Origin of the sequence: Enterococcus sp. DIV1420a (genome assembly GCF_051712165.1) — a bacterium.
GTDB classification, from domain to species: Bacteria; Bacillota; Bacilli; order Lactobacillales; family Enterococcaceae; genus Enterococcus; species Enterococcus faecalis.
Genome location: NZ_JBIOOI010000001.1, coordinates 2,033,369 through 2,058,664 on the forward strand (window position 1 = coordinate 2,033,369; position 25,296 = coordinate 2,058,664).

General features: G+C 38.7%; 25 protein-coding genes. 22 read left to right on the forward strand and 3 right to left on the reverse strand.

Features of this window, described 5'->3' with window-relative positions; genetic code table 11:
• The first annotated feature begins 80 nt into the window (after nucleotides 1-80).
• From IGI80_RS10200 to IGI80_RS10240, 9 genes are all read left to right on the forward strand, one after another.
• Nucleotides 81-845, forward strand: a complete 765-nt coding sequence (locus IGI80_RS10200; protein ID WP_002361633.1) for a GntR family transcriptional regulator, LSA1692 subfamily — start codon at nucleotides 81-83, stop codon at nucleotides 843-845.
• Nucleotides 842-2,140: a Sapep family Mn(2+)-dependent dipeptidase gene (locus tag IGI80_RS10205; RefSeq protein ID WP_002419191.1), complete on the forward strand. Its 1,299-nt coding sequence runs from the start codon at nucleotides 842-844 to the stop codon at nucleotides 2,138-2,140. Before IGI80_RS10200 ends, IGI80_RS10205 begins: the two co-directional genes overlap by 4 nt.
• A gap of 169 nt (nucleotides 2,141-2,309) precedes the next feature.
• Complete coding sequence (locus tag IGI80_RS10210; RefSeq protein WP_002361636.1) at nucleotides 2,310-3,263, forward strand: N(4)-(beta-N-acetylglucosaminyl)-L-asparaginase; 954 nt, start codon at nucleotides 2,310-2,312, stop codon at nucleotides 3,261-3,263.
• Nucleotides 3,264-3,282: 19 nt separating this feature from the next.
• The gene (locus IGI80_RS10215; RefSeq protein WP_002357981.1) at nucleotides 3,283-3,612 is read left to right on the forward strand and encodes a PTS sugar transporter subunit IIB; all 330 of its coding nucleotides are present in this window, start codon (nucleotides 3,283-3,285) and stop codon (nucleotides 3,610-3,612) included.
• Nucleotides 3,613-3,630: 18 nt separating this feature from the next.
• Nucleotides 3,631-4,971, forward strand: a complete 1,341-nt coding sequence (celB, locus tag IGI80_RS10220; RefSeq protein ID WP_438723356.1) for a PTS cellobiose transporter subunit IIC — start codon at nucleotides 3,631-3,633, stop codon at nucleotides 4,969-4,971.
• Nucleotides 4,972-4,988: 17 nt separating this feature from the next.
• A complete protein-coding gene (locus tag IGI80_RS10225; protein WP_002357978.1) occupies nucleotides 4,989-5,507 on the forward strand; it encodes a GrdB-related putative oxidoreductase in 519 nt (172 codons plus the stop codon).
• 36 nt (nucleotides 5,508-5,543) lie between these two features.
• Entirely contained in the window at nucleotides 5,544-8,006 is a 2,463-nt protein-coding gene (locus IGI80_RS10230; RefSeq protein ID WP_002393441.1) for a helicase C-terminal domain-containing protein, read from the forward strand.
• Complete coding sequence (locus IGI80_RS10235; protein ID WP_002361639.1) at nucleotides 8,003-8,968, forward strand: asparaginase; 966 nt, start codon at nucleotides 8,003-8,005, stop codon at nucleotides 8,966-8,968. The genes IGI80_RS10230 and IGI80_RS10235 overlap by 4 nt, the downstream gene beginning before the upstream one ends.
• A gap of 21 nt (nucleotides 8,969-8,989) precedes the next feature.
• Nucleotides 8,990-9,673, forward strand: a complete 684-nt coding sequence (locus IGI80_RS10240; protein ID WP_002361640.1) for an HD domain-containing protein — start codon at nucleotides 8,990-8,992, stop codon at nucleotides 9,671-9,673.
• Nucleotides 9,674-9,689: 16 nt separating this feature from the next.
• Here the strand turns inward: IGI80_RS10240 and IGI80_RS10245 are convergent, their stop codons facing one another.
• The gene (locus IGI80_RS10245; protein ID WP_002357974.1) at nucleotides 9,690-10,184 is read right to left on the reverse strand and encodes a YajQ family cyclic di-GMP-binding protein; all 495 of its coding nucleotides are present in this window, start codon (nucleotides 10,182-10,184) and stop codon (nucleotides 9,690-9,692) included.
• A 234-nt stretch (nucleotides 10,185-10,418) separates the two neighbouring features.
• On the opposite strand from IGI80_RS10245, the gene IGI80_RS10250 reads away from it, so the two are divergent.
• From IGI80_RS10250 to IGI80_RS10290, 9 genes are all read left to right on the forward strand, one after another.
• Nucleotides 10,419-11,375 carry a YitT family protein gene (locus IGI80_RS10250; protein WP_002381974.1) on the forward strand — a complete coding sequence of 319 codons (957 nt, stop codon included), beginning with the start codon at nucleotides 10,419-10,421 and terminating at the stop codon, nucleotides 11,373-11,375.
• A 202-nt stretch (nucleotides 11,376-11,577) separates the two neighbouring features.
• Complete coding sequence (locus IGI80_RS10255) at nucleotides 11,578-12,447, forward strand: class II fructose-bisphosphate aldolase (protein WP_002357972.1); 870 nt, start codon at nucleotides 11,578-11,580, stop codon at nucleotides 12,445-12,447.
• A gap of 173 nt (nucleotides 12,448-12,620) precedes the next feature.
• Nucleotides 12,621-13,913 (forward strand): UDP-N-acetylglucosamine 1-carboxyvinyltransferase, encoded by a 1,293-nt coding sequence (locus tag IGI80_RS10260; RefSeq protein WP_002357969.1) that lies wholly within the window; start codon nucleotides 12,621-12,623, stop codon nucleotides 13,911-13,913.
• Nucleotides 13,910-15,202 (forward strand): transcription termination factor Rho, encoded by a 1,293-nt coding sequence (rho, locus tag IGI80_RS10265; RefSeq protein ID WP_002357968.1) that lies wholly within the window; start codon nucleotides 13,910-13,912, stop codon nucleotides 15,200-15,202. The genes IGI80_RS10260 and rho overlap by 4 nt, the downstream gene beginning before the upstream one ends.
• A gap of 99 nt (nucleotides 15,203-15,301) precedes the next feature.
• Entirely contained in the window at nucleotides 15,302-15,571 is a 270-nt protein-coding gene (locus IGI80_RS10270) for a type B 50S ribosomal protein L31 (protein WP_002357967.1), read from the forward strand.
• A gap of 237 nt (nucleotides 15,572-15,808) precedes the next feature.
• Nucleotides 15,809-16,873 carry a DUF916 and DUF3324 domain-containing protein gene (locus tag IGI80_RS10275; protein WP_010717572.1) on the forward strand — a complete coding sequence of 355 codons (1,065 nt, stop codon included), beginning with the start codon at nucleotides 15,809-15,811 and terminating at the stop codon, nucleotides 16,871-16,873.
• Nucleotides 16,866-17,078, forward strand: coding sequence for a hypothetical protein (locus IGI80_RS10280; protein WP_002357965.1), 213 nt, complete (start codon nucleotides 16,866-16,868; stop codon nucleotides 17,076-17,078). Before IGI80_RS10275 ends, IGI80_RS10280 begins: the two co-directional genes overlap by 8 nt.
• A 226-nt stretch (nucleotides 17,079-17,304) precedes the next feature.
• A complete protein-coding gene (gene scrK, locus IGI80_RS10285; protein WP_438723358.1) occupies nucleotides 17,305-18,183 on the forward strand; it encodes a fructokinase ScrK in 879 nt (292 codons plus the stop codon).
• A gap of 90 nt (nucleotides 18,184-18,273) precedes the next feature.
• Entirely contained in the window at nucleotides 18,274-18,522 is a 249-nt protein-coding gene (locus IGI80_RS10290) for a YtxH domain-containing protein (protein WP_438723359.1), read from the forward strand.
• A gap of 57 nt (nucleotides 18,523-18,579) precedes the next feature.
• Here the strand turns inward: IGI80_RS10290 and nfsA are convergent, their stop codons facing one another.
• Both nfsA and IGI80_RS10300 read right to left on the reverse strand, forming a co-directional pair.
• Nucleotides 18,580-19,314, reverse strand: coding sequence for an oxygen-insensitive NADPH nitroreductase (gene nfsA, locus IGI80_RS10295; protein WP_002388950.1), 735 nt, complete (start codon nucleotides 19,312-19,314; stop codon nucleotides 18,580-18,582).
• An 83-nt stretch (nucleotides 19,315-19,397) separates the two neighbouring features.
• Nucleotides 19,398-19,856, reverse strand: coding sequence for an S-ribosylhomocysteine lyase (locus IGI80_RS10300; RefSeq protein WP_002357960.1), 459 nt, complete (start codon nucleotides 19,854-19,856; stop codon nucleotides 19,398-19,400).
• 206 nt (nucleotides 19,857-20,062) lie between these two features.
• Between IGI80_RS10300 and IGI80_RS10305 the strand changes: the two genes are divergently transcribed.
• The 4 genes from IGI80_RS10305 to IGI80_RS10320 all read left to right on the forward strand — a co-directional run bounded on the left by IGI80_RS10305 (nucleotide 20,063) and on the right by IGI80_RS10320 (nucleotide 25,262).
• The gene (locus tag IGI80_RS10305) at nucleotides 20,063-21,130 is read left to right on the forward strand and encodes an aspartate-semialdehyde dehydrogenase (protein ID WP_002381968.1); all 1,068 of its coding nucleotides are present in this window, start codon (nucleotides 20,063-20,065) and stop codon (nucleotides 21,128-21,130) included.
• A 33-nt stretch (nucleotides 21,131-21,163) separates the two neighbouring features.
• Entirely contained in the window at nucleotides 21,164-22,036 is an 873-nt protein-coding gene (dapA, locus tag IGI80_RS10310) for a 4-hydroxy-tetrahydrodipicolinate synthase (protein WP_002361644.1), read from the forward strand.
• Between the two features lie 30 nt (nucleotides 22,037-22,066).
• Nucleotides 22,067-23,755 carry a ribonuclease J gene (locus IGI80_RS10315; protein WP_002357956.1) on the forward strand — a complete coding sequence of 563 codons (1,689 nt, stop codon included), beginning with the start codon at nucleotides 22,067-22,069 and terminating at the stop codon, nucleotides 23,753-23,755.
• A gap of 124 nt (nucleotides 23,756-23,879) precedes the next feature.
• Nucleotides 23,880-25,262, forward strand: a complete 1,383-nt coding sequence (locus tag IGI80_RS10320) for a bifunctional metallophosphatase/5'-nucleotidase (RefSeq protein ID WP_289853445.1) — start codon at nucleotides 23,880-23,882, stop codon at nucleotides 25,260-25,262.
• Nucleotides 25,263-25,296: the final 34 nt, after the last annotated feature.

The window sequence follows — 25,296 nt, forward strand, 5'->3', positions numbered from 1 at the left end:
GTTTCTTAAAAATTGATTTAGTATAGACAGTGTGGTATATACTAGAAAATTTATTTTTTTGAAGAAAGATAGGCGATGAAATGACAGAAAATGCACCCAAATTTAAGCAAATTTCTGCAGAAATTGAAAAGAAGATTCGAGACGGTCTGTATGTAAGTGCACAAAAATTACCTTCAGAATATGATTTAGCTAAAGAATATAACTGCAGTCGCTTGACCATTCGTAAAGCGATTGATGATTTGATCCGCAAAAATATTTTGGTAAAACGACATGGTAAAGGTAGTTATGTGATGTCGCAAGCGAAAATTCAAAGTGGTCGCGCTGGCTTACAAGGTTTTACTGAGGCAGCCAAAGCTTACGGGAAAAAAAGCCAGACAGAAGTCATTTCCTTTGAAGAAGTAGTACATCCCGATGAGAAAATTCGGGAGGCGCTTCAAGTGGGCAAAAATGAGGCAATTTATGAACTGATTCGCCGCCGAATGTTAGACGGCGAGCCAATGACAGTTGAAAAAATTTATTTGCCACAGGCATACGTACAAGGCCATACGAAGCAAGACTTCGAGGGCTCTCTTTTCTGCTTAATCGAGAAGAACGTCGAGATTGCTTATTCGCATCAAGAAATTGAAGCAATCTTAGTTGAAGCGGAAATTTCCGAATTATTGAATGTTCCTGTGGGCCAGCCACTTTTACAAGTCCACTCTATCACCTATGCGCTTGATGCAACCCCTATTTTATATGATGTCTCTTTATATCGAGCAGATCGGTACACGTTTAAAAACACACTGACCCGCTATAGCCCGTCTGAAAACAACCAAGTGGAGCTAGGAGGTTCTTGGAACGAATGAAGATAAAAGAAGAAATAGCCGCTCAAAAAGATTTATTTTATGAAGACTTAAACAAAATTATCGCGATTCGAAGTGTGAAAGGGTCGCCTAAAAAAGAGGCACCTTTTGGCGAAGGACCGAAAAGAGCCTTGGAAGAAACGCTGAAACTTGCAGAGCGTTATGGCTTTCAAACTGAGATTGTCAATGACGCAGTTGGCTATGCGCAATGGGGAACAGCGGAAGAATATCTGGGGATTATTGGTCATTTAGACGTAGTACCAGAAGGTTCTGGCTGGTCAGTGCCGCCCTTTCAATTAACGAAAAAAAATCAACGTTTGTATGGTAGAGGAATTCTAGATAATAAAGGTCCTATCTTGGCTTGCCTGTATGGAATGAAATTACTGAAAGAACTTGGTTACCAACCAAAGAAAACCATTCGCTTAATGTTTGGCACGGATGAAGAAAGTGGGAGTGGAGATATCCCCTTATATTTAGAGAAGGAAAACGCACCCGTTTTTGGATTTACTCCAGATTGTAAATATCCAGTAGTTTATGGGGAGCGAGGGATTGTTAATTATGAAATCACAACGACCATCCCAGATGATTCAAGTGAACAAATTGGTCAGATTATGGGTGATCAAGCAAAAGACCACGTACCTGATCAATTAAGTGTGGTGATTGCGGGAAAAACAACAGCAATCACGGGAAAACGTGCTCCTTCCAATGCGCCAGAACTAGGCAAGAACGCGATTACTTTATTGGCACAGAAAATTAGCGAGGAACAGTTAGTCAAAGGAAATTTATTACAGTATTTCGACTGGTTAACCGCTAGTTTTCACGAAAAGCACTATGGCGAAGGAGTAGCTCTAGACTTTAAGGATCAGGATAGTGGGCAATTGATTTTAACGCCCTATGCGTTGGAAAAACGAGGACAGCAGTTGGTGTTATCATTGGCCGTGCGTTATCCTGTTTCTATTACAGAAAACGAAGTAACCACGCAGCTAACGAAGGCACTATTTCCAGAAAGTGAAGTGACCGTCATCCGCCGCCTCCCTAGTACGCTGTTTCCAAAAGATGAGCGCAATGTTCAAAAATTAACCAAGGTTTATGAACAAATTACTGGCTTAGATGGGACGCCAGTCACAACTACAGGTGCTACGTATGCTCGCTTTATGCCGAATATCGTTGCTTTTGGTCCATCATTTCCTGGTCAAAAAGGCATTGCGCATAACCAAGATGAATATATGGATGAAAAAGATTTACTGCTTAATCTGGAAATCTATATGCAAGCGATGATTGCATTAACAGAAGCATAAAACCAATAGAAGATATACGTATGAGAAGAAGCCAATGTGTTTCGTAGAGGTCGCATACGTGTATCTTCTATTTTTCTGTATAAAATTTCATTTTCAGTATATACAAAACAGTATATACTAGTTTATAATGGTGGAGAAATGTAAGCGTTAACGAAAGGGCGGATGGAAAATGACTTGGGGTGCAATTGCGACATGGCGGATGGCACATGATGGGTTACTAAAAGCTACAGAAGAATTACAACAAGGAGGTGCTGCAGGCACGGCCGTGGAACAATTAATTAAAGAAGTAGAAGACTATCCTTTTTATAAGTCAGTGGGCTACGGCGGTTTACCTAATGAGGAAGGGATTTTAGAAATGGATGCTGCCTATATGGATGGAGACACATTTGCAATTGGTGCTGTGGCGGGAATTACAGATGTTAAAAATCCGATTTCAGTGGCTAAAGCATTAAGTAAAGAGAAGTTTAATAGTTTTCGTGTTGGCGCAGGTGCAACGAAATATTCAATGTTGCACGGTTTTGAAAGAAAGAATATGTTGACAGAACGCGCTAATCAATGGTGGCAAAAGCGTTTAAAAGAAATTCAGGAAAATCAGTTGAACCCCTATGATGGGCATGATACTGTCGGCGCTATTACGTTAGACCAAACAGGATCAATGGCAGCTGGCACTTCCAGTTCGGGACTCTTCATGAAAAAAGCAGGACGTGTTGGCGATTCACCACTGTCAGGTTCTGGTTTTTATGTTGATAGCGAAATTGGTGGTGCTGCGGCTACAGGCTTAGGTGAAGATTTAATGAAAGGCTGTCTTTCTTATGAAATCGTTCGTTTAATGGGGGAAGGGCGCTCGCCACAACAAGCATGTGATCAAGCCGTCTATGCTTTTCATGAAAAATTGACCCAACGTTATGGGAAAGCAGGAGCTTTTTCACTAGTGGCCATGAACAAACAGGGAGACTGGGGCGTAGCTACGAATGTGGAATTTACTTTTACGGTTGGTACTGATATGCAGCAACCAGAAATCTATATTGCAAATCCAGGCAAGAATCATACCACAGAGATTCAGCCGATTTCACAAGAATGGTTAGCGGCCTATGAAAAAAGAATCAAAGCACCAATTGAATAAATGAGGAGAGTGAAGGAACATGAGTAAAAAACAAATTTATCTTTTTTGTGATGCAGGGATGTCTACAAGTATTATGGTGAATAAAATGATGGAAGTGGTGGAAAAACATCAAATGCCTTTAATGATTACTGCTTTTCCTATTGCAAGAGCACAAGAAGTGGTTGAAGCAGAGAAGCCTGTTGCTATTTTATTAGGACCACAAGTCCGTTTTTTATTAGAAAAAACAAAAGAACAATTTGCTCCTCAAGGGATTCCTGTCGCTGCAATTGCGCCAGAAATTTATGGCATGATGGATGGCGAAAAAGCATTGAAAGAAGCGCTGCGGTTAATTAAGCAAAATAAAAAATAATAGATAGGAGTGACGACCGTGCAAAAATTTTTGGATTGGTTAGAGCGCGTATTGACCCCTTTGGCAAAAGTGATAGGAGAAAATAAGTATTTAGTAGCGATTCGTGATGGCTTCCTTTTATCAACGCCCTTGTTGATTGTTGGTTCGGTCTTCTTATTAATTGCTAATTTTCCTTTGCCACAATGGGATACTTGGATGTCTCATTTGCTTGGTAAAGACTGGGCGACAATGATGTCTGTTCCAGCTAGTGCTAGTTTTGATGTAATGACTATTCTGGCCGTTGTCGGTATTGCCTATAGTTTAGGAAAACAATTCAATGTGGATGCAATGCAAGCAGGAATTATCGCATTGGTTTCATTTTTTATTGTAACGCCTTATCAAACATTATTTACACCGGAAAATAGTTCAAAGGTTTATGAAGTTACTAGTTTACCTTTAAAATGGATGGGTTCCAGTGGCTTGTTTTTAGGAATGATTGTCGCATTAATTGCGACTCGTTTATTTGTGGCCATTGTTCGTAAAGGGTGGACAATAAAAATGCCAGAAGGAGTGCCACCAACAGTGGTTAAGTCTTTTGAGGCCCTGATTCCGAGTTTTTTAGTTGTTACTCTCATGTTTTTAGTCAATTGGCTGGCTGCTTTAACTCCTTATGGTAATTTACAAGATGTTATTTTTGAATTTCTACAAACGCCCTTATTGAGTCTTGGTAATACCTTAGGTGCGATGAGCATTGCTTATTTATTTTTACACTTCTTTTGGTTCTTTGGCATTAACGGAGGTAGCGTGGTTGGCGCAGTCTTTAATCCTGTTTTGCGGGCATTGTCTGTTGAAAATTTACAAGCATTTAAAGACGGTCATGAAATTCCCAACATCATCACTGGACAATTTCAAGATATGTTTGCAACATTTGGTGGCGCCGGTTCCACACTCTCATTAATCATTGTGATGGTCTTATTCTGTAAAAGTCAACGAATTAAAAAGCTTTCGCAACTTTCACTAATTCCTGGTGTTTTTGGGATTAACGAACCAATCATTTTTGGGTTGCCAATTGTTTTAAATCCAATCCTTTTAATTCCATTTTTATTAGTACCCGCAATTAATATTATTATTGCCTATTTTGCTATGGATTGGGGCTTAGTTCCATTGACGAACGGTATTCAATTGCCGTGGACGACCCCACCTTTAGTCAGCGGTTGGCAAGGATCAATTCTGCAAGCTCTCTTATTGGTACTAGGAATGTTCATTTATTATCCTTTTATTCGAGTTATGGATGACCAATATTTACGTGAAGAATGGAAAGCACAAGAAGAAGAGAGTGAAGAAATTGATTTTGATTCCTTTGACTTCGATGATTTATAAATAAGGAGGAAATAGGCATGAAAAAAATCCTTTTAGTCTTAAACCACAGTTTAGCAGGATTTGGCAGTGATGAACAAGCTCAGCTGAAACCAAGTGGTAAAAAAGCTCCCTTAGGTCCAGGGGTAACATTGCTACCATTTTTACAGAAGCAAGGAGCGGAAATTGTTGCGACACTTTATTGTGGTGACCAATATTATTTGGAAAACGAGGAAGAGGTAGCAAAGAAATTTATTGGCTTTGCAAAAAAGTTTCATGCCAATGCGGTTCTTTGCGGACCTGCCATGCATTATCCTAATTTTGGAGAAATGGCCGCTCATCTAGCTTGTAAGTTTAATGCTGCAGGCATTCCTGCAATTGCAGCGATGGCAGAAGAAAATCCAGCAGTTAGTCACTATTATCAGCAAGTACCGATTGTGAAGATGCCCAAAAAGGGCGGCATTGGTTTAAATAATTCGTTTAAACAAATGGCGCAATTGGTCGTGGCAAAAGCAAATGGAAAAGAAACCAAACAGTTAGAAGAAACAAGTTGTTTTTAATTGTTGATAATCTAAAGAGAAATCCAGAATGAACGCATGATTGTGTTCGTTTTGGATTTTTTGCTTTTGTTTAGCGAATGTATGTTCTATAATAGGGAGGCAGATAGGTGGGATTACGTGAAATCAACGAGAAAAATTGCGGTGCGTCAAGTGGTCGAATTTATTTTAAGGCGGGGAAGTATCGATTCTCGCCATGTGAGTGAACATACACCACAAGAAGGTAGTCGCCTTCATCGAATGTTGCAAAAGGAAGCGGGGAGCCTTTATCAAAAGGAAGTATCTTTAAAAATTGAGGTGCCTTTAAATGGCCATAATTATTGTGTAGAAGGTCGTGCAGACGGCATTTTTGTGAAAGAAACTGGGCAAGTGGTCATTGATGAAATTAAAACATCCGAGCCAGCGTTTGAAGAATTGCCGCCAGAAAAGGTCGAATTGTTTTGGTATCAAGCGATGTGTTATGGTCACATGTATTGCCAACAAGAACAACTTTCTGAAATAACGCTTCAACTCACTTATTATCAGACCACCACAAAACAAATCACACGACAAGAACGCCATTTTACAGAAGCTGCATTAGCGGAGTTTTTTACTGATTTGATGAAGCGCTATGAACAGTGGGTAATTTTTAAAGAAGAGTGGCGTATTTTGAGAAATAAATCATTAAAAAATCTTAGTTTTCCTTACGGAGAGTATCGCAAAGGGCAACGAGAATTGGCGGTAGCCGTCTATAAAACAATTCTTAGTAAACAGCGGCTCTTCGTGGAAGCACCAACTGGAACAGGCAAGACAATGTCCACTCTTTTTCCAGCGATGAAAGCAATTGGTGAAGAAGAAGGCGAACGGATTTTTTATTTAACAGCTAAGACCATCACGCGGCAAGTGGCTGAAGATGCCGTCAAAGCGCTGTCCGAAAAACAAGCGCAAACTAAGAGTATTACGTTAACAGCAAAAGATAAAATTTGTTTTTTAACTGAACGAAATTGTACACCAGAACATTGCCCGTTTGCTGACGGCTATTATGATCGTTTAAATGAGGGACTGTGGGATTTATTGCAACATGAAAATCATTTAACGAGAGAGGTTATTGAACGGTATGCACAAAAGCACCAATTGTGTCCATTCGAGTTGTCGCTAGATGCAAGTCTTTGGTGTGATTTAATTATTGGCGATTACAATTATCTATTTGATCCAACGGTTTATTTACGGCGCTTCTTTGAAGAACCCCAAAGTGCAGAAGAGAATATTTTTTTAGTGGATGAAACCCATAATTTGGTCAATCGTTCACGGGAGATGTATTCGGCCGCTATTTCTAGGAATGCGGTTTTGCAAATTCAAAAAAGATTGCAAAAAGAATCTGTTCAATTGAAAAGTGCTTGTCAAAAAGTCTTAACTACGTTTGATGATATTGAAGCAATCTGTGAAGAAAAAGACACGGATTTTTTTGCCCAACGTGCGCCAATTGATTCATTAGTTAAACAGATACATCGATTAACAGAAGTAATTGCAGAATGGTTGCCAGAAAATCAACACATTGAGGAATTGGCGTCGATTCTCAGTTTTTATTTTGATTGTTTAAGTTATCTTCGAATCAGCGAGTATTACGACAACGGCTTTTATACGTCTATTTCTTTGCGAAACTATGACTGCGTTGTGAAACAATTTTGTGTCGATCCGGCTTATTTATTGTCACAACGATTAGATAAAGGGAAAGCGAGTATCTTATTTTCGGCAAGTTTAACACCTCTGAATTATTATCAAGAAGTGCTTGGTGGAGGTGAAGAAAGCCTACGTTATCGGATTCCGTATCCTTTTCCAGAAGAAAATCAATTGTTGATGATTGGTAGTCATCTTCAAACAACCTATAAAAACCGTGAAAAAAGTTATCCACAGATTAGTGAACTTTTAGGGAAGTTAAGTGAAACAAAAACAGGTAATTATTTAATTTTCTTCCCTTCTTATGCCTATATGGATGATGTCTATCAAGTATTTAGCCAACGCTACCCGCAAGTAAAAACTCAAATTCAGGGAACGGACTTAAACGAAAAAGAGCGAGAAGCATTTTTAGCTGAATTTAAAGAGAATCCTCAAGAAACTTTCATCGGTTTTTGTGTTTTAGGTGGTATATTTTCAGAAGGAATTGACTTGAAAGGTACCCGATTGATTGGTACGATAATTGTTAGTGTCGGGCTACCACAAATGAATCCGGAGCAAGAACTGATTCGCACTTTTTATCAAGAAGAGCGAGGACAAGGGTTTCAATTTGCGTATCAAATTCCTGGCATGAATAAAGTCTTGCAAGCGGCTGGACGTGTCATTCGAGATGCGGAAGATAAAGGCTTTGTGTTGTTATTAGACGAACGATTTGAATTACCAAGTGTCCAGCGTTTCTTTCCGCCGCATTGGTTGGCGCATCGTAAGGCAAACACCAATGAACAACTCATTCAACAAGTGAAACAATTTTGGTTAAAAAATAAAGAAAACAAAGGAGGAAACAAATGAAGACCATTTTAGTCCTTCATACAGGTGGGACCATTTCCATGTCGAAAGTAGCAGGAGGAAGTGTTGCCCCGAATGAAAAAAATCCGTTGATGGAACAAGAAGCATTATTTTCTGGCAAGGTTCATTTAGTTGTCGAAGATATTTTTAATATTCCCTCACCACACATGACCTTAGAACGGATGTTTCAATTAAAAGAACGGATTCAAAAAGCTTATTCTGAACCAATTGATGGCGTGGTTATTACGCATGGAACAGATACATTAGAAGAAACTGCTTATTTTTTAGATATAACCTTAGAGAAAAAAATCCCCATTGTTTTAACAGGAGCAATGCGGTCAAGTAACGAAATCGGTAGTGATGGCTTGTATAATTTCATCAGTGCTATTTGGACTGCTTGTTCAGACGAATCGTACGATAAAGGTGTTTTAGTCGTGATGAATGATGAAATTCATACGGCGCGTTATGTGACAAAAACACATACAACGAACGTAGCGACGTTTCGGACGCCAACTTTTGGACCAATTGGAACCATTGCGAAAGAACGTGCTTTTTTTGCGAAAGAGGTCTTACCGCAAGAAGTTTGCGATGTTTCTTCTGTGAAAGGAAATGTTCACGTAGTGAAGGCCTATGCGGGGATGGGTGAACGAATGTTTGAATTATTAAACACCCCAGAAACGGATGGGTTAGTAATTGAAGCGTTAGGTGCGGGTAATTTACCGCCAGAAACGCTCCCAGCATTACAAAAAATGCTAGATAACGGGATTCCAGTCGTTTTAGTTTCTCGTTGTTCCAATGGCATTGCTGAAGATATCTATGATTATGCTGGTGGTGGCGTTGGCTTGAAAAAAATGGGGGTCGTTTTTGCCCGTGGTTTAAACGGACCGAAAGCGCGGATTCGTTTAATTGTTGGTTTAAACAGCGAAAAAAATCCTGCAAAGTTAAAAGAATTTTTGGAACAGTAACTAATTTTAAGGAGAAAATAAATGAAGCTGTTTGAACGCATTCATCAAGATACTGAAATTCGACAAATTTATGATGCAATTGGTCAAATGGAAGATGAAGAAGCTGGGTGGGCATACCATAATTGGTTTCATGTAACCAATGTCGTAGCCATGACGGAAATGATTTTGAAACAACTTGCTGTTTCAGAGGAGTATTTAGAGGCGGCAAAAATTGCGGCACTGCTCCATGATGTGGGTGCGCTACAAGGAAAAGCAGGACATGCACTTCGTGGGAAACAATTTGCAGAAGCATATTTTCGTAAGCAAAAGATTTGTTTGCCTTATCAAGAAGAAATTTTATCTTCTATAGAAAATCATAGTAATGGCTTTGATTCGGAAGAGTTAATGACACTAGCACTAATCATTAGTGATAAATTAGATATTACAACCTCTCGTGTTGCAAAGGCTGGTTATTTCGTGCCAGGAATGCGGCAATTTCAATTTTTAAAGAAAATTGAAATTATGCTTTCAGAACAAGAGGTTTGTGTCTCGTTTACGGCAGAAGAAGAACTGGATTTAGAAGAATTAAATGCGTTTTATTTTATGCCAAAGGTTTTCAAAGCAATTGCCGCTTTTTCAGAAAAAATCCAACGCCGACCAATCGTTTTATTGAATAATCAAGAATGGCCAGTACCAAAACAAAAAAATCCTTCAACTATTCATTAACAGTTGAAGGATTTTTTTAGCGATAATTGTTAAACTCAAGAGCCATTGGTAAATCTAATTCTCGTAAAAGAGCCATGACTTTTTGTAAATCATCCCGACTTTTTCCAGTTACCCGAATTTTGTCTTCTTGGATTTGTGACTTAACTTTAATCCCAGAGTTTTTGATAGCTGTGTTGATTTTTTTCGCATTTTCTTTATCAATACCACTGATTAAATCACCATATTGGCGAGCGGTACCGCCTAAGGCTTTTTCACTTTCTGAAAAATGAATATTTTTAATCGGAACATTGCGTTTGACTAATTTTCCAAATAAAATATCCTTCACTTGCTCGACTTTATAATCATCTTCAGCTACGACTACTAATTTATCGTTTTCCAATTTAATATCAGCAATTGACCCTTTAAAGTCAAAACGATTTTTCAATTCTTTCAAGGCAATTTGAATCGCGTTTTTGACTTCCTCCATATTGACCTCTGAAACTACATCAAAACTTGCTTCTTTTGCAGCCATGTAAAAACCTCCTAAAATATTCTTTGCTTCATCATATCATGAAATAGTAAAAAAGGTTAGGCTAGAATCATTTTGAATAGAGAAATAAGAAGATCAGTTTTTAGGGATATCTTCCCGCATTCTTTCATGGAAACGTTGCAAAAAAATTTTTTTCAATGTTCGCTTTTAGCCCCTTTTCTTTTAGGATAGAACCTGTTATTCTAAGTCAGAAGAATAGCGAAGGAGCGAAGAAAAATGAGTCGATTGGTTAGTACTTACCAAAGGAATGAATCGATAAAAAAAATAGCAGTGATGGCGATAACCGCTTTGACTTCTGCGGTCGGTTTGAATTTCTTTTTGATTCCGGCAAAAGTTTTTTCGGCAGGGATGAACGGAATTGCGCAAATCATTGCTACATTATTATATACAAATTTAGGAATCCATATTAATACAGGGATCTTCATTTTATTTTTAAACATTCCCGTCTTCATTCTAGGGTTTGTAAAATTAGGGAAACAATCAACGATTCTTAGTTTCATCAATGTTATTGGCATTTCCGTTGTCACTATGTTTGTGCCAATCGTAACAGTCACAACGAATCCTTTGATGAACGCAATTATGGGTGGTGTCTTAGTCGGCGTTGGCGCAGGGCTTTCATTGAAAATGGGCTTTAACACTGGCGGCATGGACATTATTTCACTGATTCTTTCAAAAACAACAGGGAAAACAGTTGGTAATTTTATGTTCTTATTAAATGGTATTATTGTGCTGTTGGCTGGTTTTGTGTTTAACTGGGAAAGTGCGTTGTATACTATTATTTCTATTTACTGTTTGAGTCAGGTGGTCGACATGATTCATACTAGTCACCAAAAAGTCACAGCAATGATTGTCACCACGAGACCAGAAGCTGTTGCCTTAGAAGTTTCTCAACAAATCGCTCGTGGCATGACCTTGTTGCCTTCAATCGGCGGCTATTCAGGTGCAGAAGGTCGGATGATTATGATGGTCATTACTCGCTACGAGCTCTATGATTTAGAACAAGCAGTTTACAGTATCGATGAGAATGCCTTTGTAAATATTTTACCAACACAATCGGTTTTAGGGCGTTTTGCCAATGAAGATGAACAACGGATTTTTCATAGTACAGGAACATTTCCTGAGCTTCAATCCTACAAGGTGAAACGTTATCCACCAAAGAAAAAATTAAAATAGCAAGTCGGCCTTCAGATCCCAAAGTGATAATGGGAAAACTGGAGGTTTTTTTATAAAAATGAAGGTTATGTGAAAGAATAGACAAAAATTTTCTGAAAAAGGGAATTTTACTAGAAAAGTGTCAGGAATTCTGCTAAAATAGAACCGTTGGTTAGGGAACACCTAACAAATAAAGTTTTTAAAAACTTAGGAGGAATTTTTTATGCCAGTAGTATCAGGAGCAGAATTCTTAAAAGCAGCACGTAAAGGCGGCTATGCAGTAGGTGGCTATAACACAAATAACTTAGAATGGACACAAGCGATTTTAGAAGCAGCAGAAGCTAAAAAAGCACCAGTTCTAATCCAAACATCAATGGGCGCTGCTAAATACATGGGTGGCTACAAAGTAGCTAAAGACATGATTACTAATTTAGTAGACTCAATGAATATCACAGTTCCAGTAGCAATTCACTTAGACCACGGTGACTACGAAGCTGCTTTAGAATGTATCGAAGTTGGCTATACTTCAATCATGTTTGATGGTTCTCACTTACCATTCGAAGAAAACTTAAAATTAGCGAAAGATGTAGTTGAAAAAGCTCACGCTAAAGGTATTTCTGTTGAATGTGAAGTTGGTTCAATCGGTGGTGAAGAAGACGGAATCATCGGTACTGGCGAATTAGCTGATATCGAAGAATGTAAACAAATGGTTGCTACAGGTATTGACTACTTAGCATGTGGTATCGGTAACATCCATGGTCAATATCCAGAAAACTGGAAAGGTTTAGCATTTGATCACTTACAAGCAATTGCTGAAGCTGTCGGTTCTGATGTACCTCTAGTATTACACGGAGGTTCTGGTATTCCTCAAGAACAAATTGAAAAAGCAATTTCAATGGGTATCTCAAAAGTTAACGTAAATACAGAATTCCAATTATCATTCGCTAAAGCAACGCGCGAATATATTGAAGCTGGTAAAGATTTAGAAGGTAAAGGATTTGACCCTCGTAAATTATTAGCACCAGGTAAAGCTGCAATCATCAAAGATGCAGAAGAACACATTGATTGGTTCGGTTCAGCTAACAAAGCTTAATCAACTAGTTACGTTAAAGACAGCCACAGCACGTGGCTGTCTTTTTTATTTTTTGTTATTTTTTCATTCTATTAAAATACCTGAGAAGTTTTCTTTTTTCTTAAGCTTGATTATGATAGAATGATTGGGTAGTTTATTTAGAAAACGTATATTATAGATAGGTGAGAATATAAATGAAAAAAATCGTAATCAATGGGAATCGTCCATTAAAAGGCGAAGTAACCATTAGCGGCGCTAAAAATAGTGTGGTCGCTTTAATTCCAGCTGCTATTTTAGCAGATTCGCCCGTGACTTTAGATGGCGTTCCTGACATTCAGGATGTTCACTCATTAATTGAAATTTTAGAAATTATGGGTGCTAAAATTACTTTTGAAAATAATACATTAATTATTGACCCAACAGAAGTTGTTTCTGTGCCAATGCCAAAAGGAAAAATCAATAGCTTACGTGCATCCTATTATTTTATGGGCTCACTTCTTGGTCGATTTGGGGAAGGCGTTGTCGGCTTACCTGGCGGTTGTTACTTAGGCCCTCGTCCAATTGATTTACATATCAAAGGATTTGAAGCATTAGGCGCTCATGTAACCAACGAACATGGGGCGATGTACTTGAGAACAGACGAAGCTGGCTTACAAGGAACCCGAATTTTTATGGATATGGTATCTATTGGCGCTACAATCAATGTCATGTTAGCCGCAGTTAAAGCCAAAGGCAAAACGATTATTGAAAATGCTGCGCGTGAGCCAGAAATTATTGATATTGCTACATTATTAAATAACATGGGTGCAAAAGTTCGAGGAGCTGGAACGGATGTTATTCGGATTGAAGGAGTCGAAGAATTACATGGCTGTCGTCACTCGATTATTCCAGATCGAATTGAAGCTGGGACTTATTTAGCTATGGCAGCAGCTATGGGTGAAGGAATCAAGGTTCGAAATGTTATTTATGAGCATTTAGAAAGCTTCATTGCGAAATTGCAAGAAATGGGCGTTAAGATGACAATTGAAGAAGACATGATTGAAGTTCATCCGTCACATGATCTGAAAATGACGACGGTGAAAACCTATCCGTATCCTGGTTTTGCCACAGACTTGCAACAACCGTTAACGCCATTACTTTTAAAAGCGCAAGGAACTGGTGAAATTATTGATACGATATATGCTCAACGAAATAAGCATATCCCTGAGTTAGTGCGGATGGGGGCTGATGCTTCGGTTGAAGGCAATATGATTATCTTAAATGGCCCAAATCAATTGCACGGTGCAGAAGTAGTCGCCTCTGATTTACGGGCAGGCGCTTGCCTAGTCACTGCCGGCTTGATGGCTGAAGGTACGACCACGATTTATAATGTAGAATATATTTTACGTGGGTACGACCACATTATCGAAAAGTTAACTGCTTTGGGTGCTGATATTCAAATGCTAGAAACCGAAGAACAAGAAGGTCCGTTTGAGGTGGATCAATGAGCGACTATTTAACAATGGCTGAATTGGAAAACAGTACGTTAAAAGATATTTATGCGTACGCGAAAGAGTTTAAAATTCCTTATTATAGCCAAATGAACAAAAAAGAATTGTCTTTAGCTGTGATTCGTGCACAAGCTGAGAAGCAAGGGTTTTTCTTCATGGAAGGAATTTTAGATATTGTTTCTCAGGATGGTTATGGCTTTTTGCGGCCAATTAATTATGGACCAAGTGCAGAAGACATTTATATTTCTTCTTCTCAAATTCGTCGTTTCGGATTGAGAAATGGGGACAAAGTAGCTGGCAAGGCGCGTCCGCCAAAGGAATCAGAACGTTACTATGGACTCATGCATGTTGAAAGTGTCAATGGGAAAGATCCTGAAGAAGCGAAAGAGCGGCCACATTTTCCAGCGCTAACACCGTTGTATCCTGAAAAACAATTAACGTTAGAAACAACGGCTGGCAGATTATCAACACGAATGATTGATGTATTTGCCCCAATTGGTTTTGGGCAACGTGGTTTAATTGTAGCGCCGCCAAAAGCGGGAAAAACAAGTGTTTTAAAGGAAATTGCTAATGGGATTACAGAAAATCATCCTGATGTGGAATTGATTCTGTTGTTAATTGACGAGCGTCCTGAAGAAGTGACTGATTTAGAGCGAAGTGTTAAAGGCGATGTGGTTTCTTCAACTTTTGATCAACAACCACAAAATCATACGCGAGTTGCTGAATTGGTTCTGGATCGAGCAATGCGCTTAGTTGAAGACAAACGGGACGTAGTTATTTTAATGGACAGCATCACTCGTTTAGCAAGGGCCTATAATTTAGTGGTCCCGCCTAGTGGTCGAACCTTAAGTGGCGGAATAGATCCAGCTGCGTTTTTCAAACCTAAACGATTTTTTGGTGCTGCCAGAAATATCGAAGAAGGGGGCAGTCTAACTATTTTAGCCACAGCATTGGTGGATACAGGTAGCCGAATGGATGATGTCATCTATGAAGAATTCAAAGGCACAGGCAATATGGAGCTCCATTTATCTCGTGAATTAGCAGAGCGCCGTATTTTCCCAGCAATTGATATTAAAAAATCAAGTACGCGAAAAGAAGAGTTGCTAATGACACCAGAACAACTAGAAGAAACGTGGAAATTGAGAAATAATATGTCAGGAGACTCGCTGGAATATACGGATCAATTCATAAAAATGTTGAAACGGACCCAAAATAATCAACAATTATTTGAAGTTTTCCATGATGTTTCGTTTGGCAAACAAATTAAAAGAAATCCAAAAAGATAATTGCATACCAACTGAAAACATGGTAAGATAGCATTGTTGTATACCGACAAAATAACTCTGATACAGCAAATGGATCAGGGCAAAGGAGCGAAAAAACGTATGAAACAAGATATCCATCCAAATTACCAACCAGTAGTATTCATGGATTCAACAACAGGTTTCAAATTCCTTTCAGGTTCAACTAAAGGATCTTCAGAAACTGTTGAATGGGAAGATGGCAACACTTATCCATTATTACGTGTTGAGGTTACTTCAGACTCACACCCATTCTACACTGGTCGTCAAAAATTCACACAAGCCGACGGACGTGTGGACCGTTTCAACAAAAAATACGGTCTCAAAGACGAAAACGCAAATCCAGACGCATAGTCTTTTAAAACATTGTTATGACAAGGTTTATAGAGGTTTTCCACTGTGGTGGGAAACCTCTTTTTTTGCGTTAAATATGTAGTTTTAATTCAGAGAAAAGAAATAAAGCAACTTACCAATCTTTTCCTCTTTCTTTTCAAGATTATCCTTCCCAAAAGTCAAAGATTGATCAGCATTGTTTCGCTGATTTGTTAGACTAGTAGGTACATTCAGCTTTATAAAGGAGATCTTGAAGAAATGAGTAGAAAAAAAGTCGGTGTTTTCTGTCTATTTCTGTTTTTCACATTTTTTATTATTGTTCCAAAAGTAGAAGCTACAGAAGAAATGAAGACTAAATTTACAGTAACGCCTGTTTTACCAGAAAATCAAGTGTCAGGAACATCTAGTTATTATGATTTAATTCTGGCACCAAAGCAATCTTCCACTATTGTCCTAGATATAAAAAATAAGACAGACGAAAAATTGTCCATCGTATTGACTCTAGCAAATGCATCAACAAATGATAATGGGTTGATTGTGTACAATGATTTTGATAAACCACTTGATTCATCGTTAAAGGTTCCGCTGACAGACTTGGTTACTTTAGAAAATGAGGAAGTGAGTGTGCCGCCTCATCAAACAGTATCAGCAAAGATGAAGGTGAAGGGACTTGATCAGCCTATCAAAGGAGTTGTTTTAGGCGGGGTTTATGCGCATCTCAAAGATGAAAAAACAGAGGAAGAGAACCAAACAATGGGATTAACCAGTCGCTACGGGTTTAATGTTGCGATTGCTATGAGGAGTGCTGAGAATGCTCCTTTAACAGAGGTGAACCAACTGAAATTAGCGAAAGTAACACCTACAATTGCTTTAGGGGCCAAATCACTAAAGGCGGTCATTCAAAATCCGTATGCTGCTATTTTTCCAGAAGTTCGTTTAGAAGGTCAAGTGATAAAAAAAGGGTCCTCTAAAAAAATTGCACAACGGACACTAAAAAATGTTCGCTTTGCCCCAAATAGTTCCATGAATTTTCATCTTGATTTGGGTAAACAACCGCTAGATGCTGGGACTTATATATTTACAGGACGTGCTATTTTACAACAAGATGAACAACAGTCTTGGCCTTTTCAACAAGAATTTACGATTAACACTCGTGAAGCAAAAAAATTGAATCAAGAAGCTACGGTCAAATGGGTCCTACCCACATGGTGGTTACCGACTTTCTACACGTTGTTAGTAATCACAATTGGGGCAATTTATAGTGTCATTTGGCGCAATAATTATCAAAAAACAAGCGAAAAGGAGAGTGAGAATAATGGCTAGTTGGTTTTGGTTGTCTGGCGGTTTAGCGGTCATTTGTTTTATGTTTTTCCTCTTTTCTTTGCTGACTAGTATGAGTTTTATTCAGCATGCAAAAGAACCCAGAAGTATTCTAAAAGAAACGCTTTTAAGTTGGTTAATGCTTTTACTTAGTGGTGGGTGGATTACAATCGGACTATTGTTATATTTTTCGCTAAAGAATCAATAAACAAAAAACGAGCATTCATTGTTAGATAACCGTGAATGCTCGTTTTTTTGTTTTAGAAAAATGCTCTTTAGCAACTTGCCAGATTTCATTGGGCAACCTGACTGAAATTGTTAAATTGTTCTGTCGAAACGACAAAAAAGTGGTAAACTAAACGTGTATGTTAGTTATTTAATCAAAAGTAATGTATCCGCTTACTTATAAAGTGGAAACGAAGGAGCATATTGCAATGACAGAAAAACTTTTAGGAAGTATCGAAGCCGGTGGCACAAAATTTGTATGTGGCGTTGGGACAGATGATTTGACCATTGTGGAACGTGTCAGTTTTCCCACAACAACCCCAGAAGAAACAATGAAAAAAGTAATAGAATTTTTCCAACAATATCCTTTAAAAGCGATTGGGATTGGTTCGTTTGGTCCGATTGATATTCACGTTGATTCTCCTACGTATGGTTATATCACTTCTACACCAAAATTAGCTTGGCGTAACTTTGACTTGTTAGGGACTATGAAACAACATTTTGATGTGCCAATGGCTTGGACAACGGATGTGAATGCTGCGGCATATGGTGAGTATGTTGCTGGAAATGGGCAACATACATCTAGTTGTGTATATTATACAATTGGAACTGGTGTTGGCGCTGGAGCGATTCAAAACGGTGAGTTTATTGAAGGCTTTAGCCACCCAGAAATGGGGCATGCGTTAGTCCGTCGTCATCCTGAAGATACGTATGCAGGAAATTGTCCTTATCATGGAGATTGTTTAGAAGGGATTGCAGCAGGACCAGCAGTTGAAGGTCGTTCTGGTAAAAAAGGTCATTTATTGGAAGAGGATCATAAAATTTGGGAACTAGAAGCTTATTATTTAGCGCAAGCGGCGTACAATACGACTTTATTATTAGCGCCAGAAGTGATCATTTTAGGTGGCGGCGTCATGAAACAACGTCATTTGATGCCGAAAGTTCGTGAAAAATTTGCTGAATTAGTCAATGGATATGTGGAAACACCGCCTTTAGAAAAATACTTGGTGACGCCTCTTTTAGAAGATAATCCAGGAACAATTGGTTGCTTTGCCTTGGCAAAAAAAGCTTTAATAGCTCAAAAATAACCATTTATTCGTAGTTCATGCATTATATTTGAAGGAAATGGCTAAGAATGATACTCTTATTATGTAATTAATTATTTAGGAGGGATTAGCATGGCAGATTTAAAAGGACGTTTTGACGATGCAAAAGATAAAGTAGAAGGTACTGCAAAAGAAGCGCAAGGCAAAGTTACGGATGATAAAGGCAAAGAACTTGAAGGAAAAGCTCAATCAACCTTTGCTGACGTAAAAGACAAAGCACGTGATGCCGGCGACGACCTTAAAGAAGGCGCTGAAAAATTAACTGATAAAGTTAAAGAAGGCTTTGAAGACTTAAAAGAAAAATTTAGTAAAGATAAATAAAAATTAACAAAAGAGCGTGGGCTTACGTTATTTCAACGTAGGCCCACGCTCTTTTGTTTAGACATCAAATCCTTGTTTTTGCAAGAAAATTTTTACTTCTGGGCGACGATTATAAGAAAAATAGGACAAAGACTTCTGTGACCAATCCGCTGTTTGGGCGTTACTTGAGCGGCTGGCATAATAATCTTTTAATAATTCATCATATGTGTGCATATCTGTCAATTTGTCTGATTGGTAGTGATTTTCGCTTAAAATATTTTCAAAAGGCATCCGTGGTTTTACACCATTTAACGTTTCTGGTACACCGATTGTTAATCCGAAAAGTGGTACAGTTAATTCAGGCAAAGATAAGCGTTTGGCTACTGTGTCTAAGTCATTTCGAATGCCGCCAATATAACAAATCCCTAAATCCATAGATTCAGCCGCAATGGCCATGTTTTGCGCAGCAATCGTTGTATCAACGGCAGCTACTAATAATGATTCTGGTGTCTTTAAGGGTTCTAATGATTGCCCCTCTTTTGACAAAATCGTTGCATGACGATACAAATCAGCAACAAAAACATAGAACACACCAGTGTTAACGACATAGTCTTCGCAATTCGCTAAACTTCCCAATTCTCTGCGTAGCTCAGGATCTTTGATTTCTATAATTGTATAAGCTTGTAAAAAATTGGAGCTTGATCCTGCTTGAGCTGCAGTAATTAACTGTTGTTTCTGCTTGTCCGTTAACGCTTGCTTTTTAAAATGACGAACGGAACGGTGACTTAGTAATTGTTCGATTGTTTGATTCATAAAAAACCTCCGTTTAAATTAAGAAAGAGAACAGAAAAACCCACAGCTTAATAGTGGGTTTCTCTGTCGTTAATTGCTAAAGATTACAGAATACGTTCAAATGGATCTAAACTAATTCCTTGGTCTAAGACGATTTTTGCGTATTCTTTCGCTGCAAATAAAGAATGATCTTTGTAGTTTCCACACTCTTTTGCAGAGACTGCTGGAACAACTTCTGTATTGATTACTTTGTTTAAAACGTTGACTAATGCATCACGGATTTCTTGTGGTGAATGTTGATCCCACATAATCATATAAAAACCAGTGCGGCAACCCATTGGCGAAATGTCAATGATTCCTTTTAATTCATCACGCATGTTAACTGCTAATAAATGTTCCAACGTGTGTAATGCGCCTGTTGGTAGGGCATCTTTGTTTGGTTGTAAGAAACGTAAGTCATATTTTTCGACTAACGCATCACCATTTTGTTCTGTGCCAGCAAGGCGAACATATGGTGCTTTTACTGTGTTGTGATCTAATTCAAAACTTTCTACGCGTGCCATGAAATTTCGCTCCCTTTATAATTAAATTCGTTTTAACTATAACAAATTTAAGTCAAAAGTCAATGGATAGTCCTTTGATGGGTAATAGTTTTAAAATATCATGGGAAAATAAAAAAATCATTTTTTTGACTATGTAGGTTTTTTCAATACTATGGTAAAATAGGACAAGTAGCTTTTACAAGAAGGTAAGAGGGGAGTATGAAAATATGGGAAAAGAATATCATGTTGCCGTGGTAGGAGCAACAGGTGCTGTCGGGACAAGAATGATTGAATTGTTAGCAGAGACAAGTTTGCCAATTGCCAGTGTGAGGTTATTGGCGTCTAAGCGTTCTGCTGGACAAGAGATTCAGTTTAAAGGGCAACCTCTTATCGTGGAAGAATTAGTCCCGGAATCATTTGAAGGAATCGATTTAGCATTATTTAGTGCTGGTGGGAGTATTTCCGAAAAGTTTGCACCAGAAGCAGTTAAGCGCGGAGCTGTTGTTGTTGACAACACTAGCCATTTTAGAATGGCAAAAGATGTTCCTTTAGTTGTTCCAGAAGTGAACCCGGAAGCCTTGAAAAATCATCAGGGAATCATCGCAAATCCCAATTGTTCTACGATTCAAATGATGGTGGCCTTGGAACCAATTCGGCAAGCGTTTGGCTTAGAACGAATCATCGTTTCAACGTATCAAGCTGTGAGTGGCGCAGGTATCCGTGCAATTAATGAGCTAAAAGAACAAGCCGAAGATTTTTTAGAGGGAAAACCTGTCAGTGAATGGTCAGCTGAAATTTTACCAGCTGGCAGTGACGAAAAACATTATCCAATTGCTTTTAATGCGTTGCCTCAAATTGATGTTTTTTCAGAAGCAGGGTATACCTACGAAGAATGGAAAATGATGAATGAAACAAAAAAAATCATGGGAGACAACAAGCTAAAAGTCGTTGCCACCTGTGTCCGTATTCCGGTAATTTCAGGACATTCTGAATCTGTTTATATAGAAGTGAAACAAGCAGATGCATCGGTCTCAGCCATCCAAGAATTAATGGCGCAAGCTCCAGGTGTAATTTTGCAAGATGAGCCAAGTGAACAACTATATCCACAAGCGCTAAATAGCGTCAACCAGAAAGAAACATTTGTCGGCCGTATTCGTCAAGACGTTGACGTGAAGAACGGTTTCCATTTATGGATTGTGTCAGACAACCTATTAAAAGGAGCTGCTTGGAACTCGGTCCAAATTGCTGAAACGCTACACGAAATGAATTTGCTTCGTGTACCTGAAAACGACTAGAAGGTTTGTATTGTATACTCGGGAGGGAATAGGATGGATTTAACGAATGCAACAATTATTACGGCAATGGTTACGCCGTTTCAAGAATCGGGAGAAATAGATTTTGATAAACTACCGCAATTGGTAGACTATTTATTGGCCAATCATACAGAAGGCGTTATTTTAGCAGGAACAACTGGTGAATCACCCACGTTAACTCATGAAGAAGAATTACAATTATTCCAGCGAATTATTGAACTGATTGATGGACGTATTCCGATTATTTGTGGTGTGGGTACGAATGATACACGTGACTCAGTCGCTTTTGTGAAAGAGTTAGCGACAATCGCTGGTATCGATGCTGTTTTGGCGGTTGTTCCTTATTATAATAAACCAAATCAAGAAGGTATGTATCAACATTTTAAAACCATCGCAGAAGCAAGTGAACTACCAATTATTTTGTACAATGTTCCTGGTAGAACGGCTGCATGTCTAGAAGTGGAAACTACTTTGCGCTTAGCACAATTGGAAAAAATTGTGGCGATTAAAGAATGTGCAGGGTTAGATGCAATTACTGAGTTGATTGAAAGAGCGCCAAAAGACTTTCTAGTGTATACTGGAGAAGACGGGTTGGCTTTTGCCACCAAGGCACTTGGCGGACAAGGGGTTATTTCGGTAGCCAGTCATGTCTTCGGTTCGTCAATGTATGAGATGTATCAAGCGCTGGAGCAGGGGAACTTGCCGGAAGCGGCTAAAATTCAACGACAGTTATTACCAAAAATGAACGCATTGTTTTCAGTGCCTTCGCCGGCACCCGTGAAAGCGGCCTTAAATCATTTAGGTATTCCTGTTGGAAATTTACGTTTACCTCTAGTTGCTTGTACACCAGAAGAAGAGCAAAGAATTATTCGCACGTTAGAGATTTAAAGAACGTGTAATCATAGAGAGGTGAAAAGAGTGAGTACAATAAAAATCGTTCCATTAGGCGGCGTTCGTGAAAATGGAAAAAATATGTACGTTGCTGAAGTGGAAGATGAAATTTTTGTACTGGATTGTGGATTACAATATCCAGAGAACGAACTTTTAGGAATTGACGTTGTCATTCCGGATTTTACGTATTTAGAAGAAAATAGTGAACGAATTGCAGGGGTCTTTTTAACACATGGCCATGCAGATGCAATTGGGGCCTTACCGTATTTGCTTTCAAAAATTCAAGTGCCTGTTTTTGGGACAGAATTAACGATTGAACTAGCAAAACTAAGTGTCAACAGTCATGCGGAAACGAAGAAATTTAAAGATTTCCATGTGATTGACCCGCATACAGAAATTGATTTTGGTCAAGCAACGGTGAGCTTCTTTAAAACAACGCACACCATTCCAGATTCGATTGGTGTTAGCATCAAAACAAAAGAAGGTAACATTGTTTATACTGGTGATTTTAAATTTGATCAAAGTGCGATTGAGATGTATCAAACCGATTATGGCCGCTTGGCTGAAATTGGGAAAGAAGGCGTCTTGGCGCTACTTAGTGATTCATCAAATGCTGAAAACCCAGCCCAAGTTGCATCGGAAGCCCAAATCGCTGATGAAGTGTTCGACACGATTCGCTATTGGGAAGGACGAATCATCGTGGCATGTGTGGCAAGTAATTTGCAACGGGTTCAACAAGTATTGAATGCAGCGGATCGTTCTGGTCGTAAAGTCGTTTTGACAGGCCAAGATTTTGAACGGATTATTCGGACGGCGATGAAATTAGAAAAATTACAATTGCCAAGCGAAGATCTATTAGTGAAACCAAAAGAAATGAAAAAATATGCACCCGAACAGTTATTAATTTTAGAAACAGGCCGGATGGGAGAACCTATTAAGTCACTTCAAAAAATGGCTAATAATACACATGGTGTCGTTCGAATTGAAGAAGGCGATTTAGTTTATATTACGACAACGCCGACAACGGCCATGGAAACAACGGTTGCCAAAACAGAGGATATTGTCTATCGGGCCGGTGCTACGGTGAAGCAAATTTCCGACAATTTACGTGTGTCTGGTCACGCTAATCCGAATGACTTGCAATTGATGCTGAACTTAATGAAACCAAAATATTTCATTCCTGTCCAAGGTGAATACCGCCAGTTAGCTGCGCATGCGGACTTAGCACACGAAATTGGCATGCCTTATAAAGATATCTTTATTACAGGTCGTGGGGACATTCTAGAGTATACAAAAGGTAGAATGTCGGTAGCTGGCAGCACAACGGCCGAAAATATTATGATTGACGGGATTGGTGTCGGCGATATTGGTAATATCGTTTTACGGGATCGTCGTATTCTTTCCGAAGATGGTATTTTTGTGGCTGTTGTGACAATTAATCGTCGAGAAAAACGAATTGTTTCACCAGCTAAAATTACTTCTAGAGGTTTTGTTTACGTTAAAACAAGTAAAGACCTAATGAAAGAAAGTAGCAATATTGTCACAGAAATTGTTGAAAAGCATTTAGAAAGTGACGATTTCGAATGGAGCAAACTGAAACAAGAAATCCGCGAAAACTTAAGCCGTTATTTATTTGAACAAACCAAACGTCGTCCTGTGATCTTACCAGTTATCATGGAAGCGACGCAACGCAAGCGTCCCAAAAATAATGCATAGTTCGTCCTGATAAAAGCAGGTGATTTTAGGAGAAATTCTTCTAAAGTCATCTGTTCTTTTTTGTAACTTTCTTCTATAAATATGGTACTATTAATCAGAGCGCTGAATAAAGGAGGCGATTTTAGTGGAAGAGATTGTGTTGTTCCATACCAATGATCTTCATTCTCACTTTGAAAATTGGCCCAAAATACGGCGTCTGGTTAAAGCCAAACGTTCGCTGTACCAAAAAGAGGGCAAAACAGTCGTAACCATTGATTTAGGTGACTTTTCAGATCGGTGTCATCCTTTGACCGAAGCAACAGATGGTCGAGCAAATGTAGCTATAATGAATACATTAGCGTATGATCTGGTTACAATTGGAAATAATGAAGGAATCGGCAATTCAAAGAAACAATTAGAGCATTTATATGATCAGGCAACATTTGAAGTGGTCTTAGCTAATTTAGAAGAACCAAAAACCCAAACGTTACCAGATTTTTGTCAAGCATATAAAATTATGACAACTAAAGAAGGCACAAAGTTAGGGTTTATTGGCTTAACCGCACCATTTCCTTTAACGTATAATCCCAATGGCTGGACAATCAAACAAGTGGAAGCAGTCCTTCCTCAACTGATTACAGAAGTTGCGCCTCAATGTGATGTTCTCATTTTGCTTAGTCACTTGGGGATAGATACTGATTTTATGATTGCGGCGAATTATCCTGAAATTCAAGTGATTTTAGGTTCCCATACACATCATTTATTTAAAGATGGTGAAAAAATTAATCATGTGCAACTAGCAGCTGCTGGCAAATATGGACAGTATATTGGTGAAGTGCATCTGTTTGTGGATGACGACACGAAGCAAGTCACAAGTTATGCAAAAACGATGGAAACAGCAAGTTTAGAAGAGCAAGCAACTGATGCCAAGGAAATTGCGGGTTACTTAACGGAAGGTCATCGACTATTGCAAGCGCAGCAAATTGCACAAATCCCTGAAACCTTGTCAACGGACTTACGGCAACCGCATGCCTTTATAACTGTTGCCTTGAAGGCGTTAAAAGAAGCGGGGCAGACCGAAGCGGCTGTGTTGAACAACGGGTTATTTTTAGCAGATTTACCAGAAGGAATAATCAATGCAGACCAATTACATGAGGCCTTGCCTCATCCAATGCATTTAATCAAGGTTACCTTGAAAGGGTCAGACATGAGCCGTTTGATTCGTGAAATGGAAAAAAGTCGTCAATTTCTGCGGAAATTTCCGATTCGCGGGATGGGCTTCCGCGGGAAAATTTTTGGCGAATTATGTTATGACGGGATTCGTTTTGAGCGAAATAGCCAGACCGTTTTTTGGCAAGGGAAACCTATTCAGCCAGAGCAGAAGTATACGCTGACAACAGTGGATCACTTTCAATTTGTTCCGTTTTTCCCAACGATTGAGTTAGTTGGAGAAGTCGAATTTTTATTTCCAGACGTTTTAAGAACTGTCGTGGCGAACTATCTGCATGCCCACTATCCAATCAAATAAAAACAAGGTATAATAAAAACTAGGTGGTGAAAAA

What these genes read in the sequence shown, in the direction of transcription:
- IGI80_RS10200 (WP_002361633.1), top strand. Translation starts at nt 81, where the DNA reads ATGACAGAAAATGCACCCAAATTTAAGCAAATTTCTGCAGAAATTGAA.
- IGI80_RS10205 (WP_002419191.1), top strand. Translation starts at nt 842, where the DNA reads ATGAAGATAAAAGAAGAAATAGCCGCTCAAAAAGATTTATTTTATGAA.
- IGI80_RS10210 (WP_002361636.1), top strand. Translation starts at nt 2,310, where the DNA reads ATGACTTGGGGTGCAATTGCGACATGGCGGATGGCACATGATGGGTTA.
- IGI80_RS10215 (WP_002357981.1), top strand. Translation starts at nt 3,283, where the DNA reads ATGAGTAAAAAACAAATTTATCTTTTTTGTGATGCAGGGATGTCTACA.
- IGI80_RS10225 (WP_002357978.1), top strand. Translation starts at nt 4,989, where the DNA reads ATGAAAAAAATCCTTTTAGTCTTAAACCACAGTTTAGCAGGATTTGGC.
- IGI80_RS10230 (WP_002393441.1), top strand. Translation starts at nt 5,544, where the DNA reads ATGATTGTGTTCGTTTTGGATTTTTTGCTTTTGTTTAGCGAATGTATG.
- IGI80_RS10235 (WP_002361639.1), top strand. Translation starts at nt 8,003, where the DNA reads ATGAAGACCATTTTAGTCCTTCATACAGGTGGGACCATTTCCATGTCG.
- IGI80_RS10240 (WP_002361640.1), top strand. Translation starts at nt 8,990, where the DNA reads ATGAAGCTGTTTGAACGCATTCATCAAGATACTGAAATTCGACAAATT.
- IGI80_RS10245 (WP_002357974.1), bottom strand. Translation starts at nt 10,184, where the DNA reads ATGGCTGCAAAAGAAGCAAGTTTTGATGTAGTTTCAGAGGTCAATATG.
- IGI80_RS10250 (WP_002381974.1), top strand. Translation starts at nt 10,419, where the DNA reads ATGAGTCGATTGGTTAGTACTTACCAAAGGAATGAATCGATAAAAAAA.
- IGI80_RS10255 (WP_002357972.1), top strand. Translation starts at nt 11,578, where the DNA reads ATGCCAGTAGTATCAGGAGCAGAATTCTTAAAAGCAGCACGTAAAGGC.
- IGI80_RS10260 (WP_002357969.1), top strand. Translation starts at nt 12,621, where the DNA reads ATGAAAAAAATCGTAATCAATGGGAATCGTCCATTAAAAGGCGAAGTA.
- rho (WP_002357968.1), top strand. Translation starts at nt 13,910, where the DNA reads ATGAGCGACTATTTAACAATGGCTGAATTGGAAAACAGTACGTTAAAA.
- IGI80_RS10270 (WP_002357967.1), top strand. Translation starts at nt 15,302, where the DNA reads ATGAAACAAGATATCCATCCAAATTACCAACCAGTAGTATTCATGGAT.
- IGI80_RS10275 (WP_010717572.1), top strand. Translation starts at nt 15,809, where the DNA reads ATGAGTAGAAAAAAAGTCGGTGTTTTCTGTCTATTTCTGTTTTTCACA.
- IGI80_RS10280 (WP_002357965.1), top strand. Translation starts at nt 16,866, where the DNA reads ATGGCTAGTTGGTTTTGGTTGTCTGGCGGTTTAGCGGTCATTTGTTTT.
- scrK (WP_438723358.1), top strand. Translation starts at nt 17,305, where the DNA reads ATGACAGAAAAACTTTTAGGAAGTATCGAAGCCGGTGGCACAAAATTT.
- IGI80_RS10290 (WP_438723359.1), top strand. Translation starts at nt 18,274, where the DNA reads ATGGCAGATTTAAAAGGACGTTTTGACGATGCAAAAGATAAAGTAGAA.
- nfsA (WP_002388950.1), bottom strand. Translation starts at nt 19,314, where the DNA reads ATGAATCAAACAATCGAACAATTACTAAGTCACCGTTCCGTTCGTCAT.
- IGI80_RS10300 (WP_002357960.1), bottom strand. Translation starts at nt 19,856, where the DNA reads ATGGCACGCGTAGAAAGTTTTGAATTAGATCACAACACAGTAAAAGCA.
- IGI80_RS10305 (WP_002381968.1), top strand. Translation starts at nt 20,063, where the DNA reads ATGGGAAAAGAATATCATGTTGCCGTGGTAGGAGCAACAGGTGCTGTC.
- dapA (WP_002361644.1), top strand. Translation starts at nt 21,164, where the DNA reads ATGGATTTAACGAATGCAACAATTATTACGGCAATGGTTACGCCGTTT.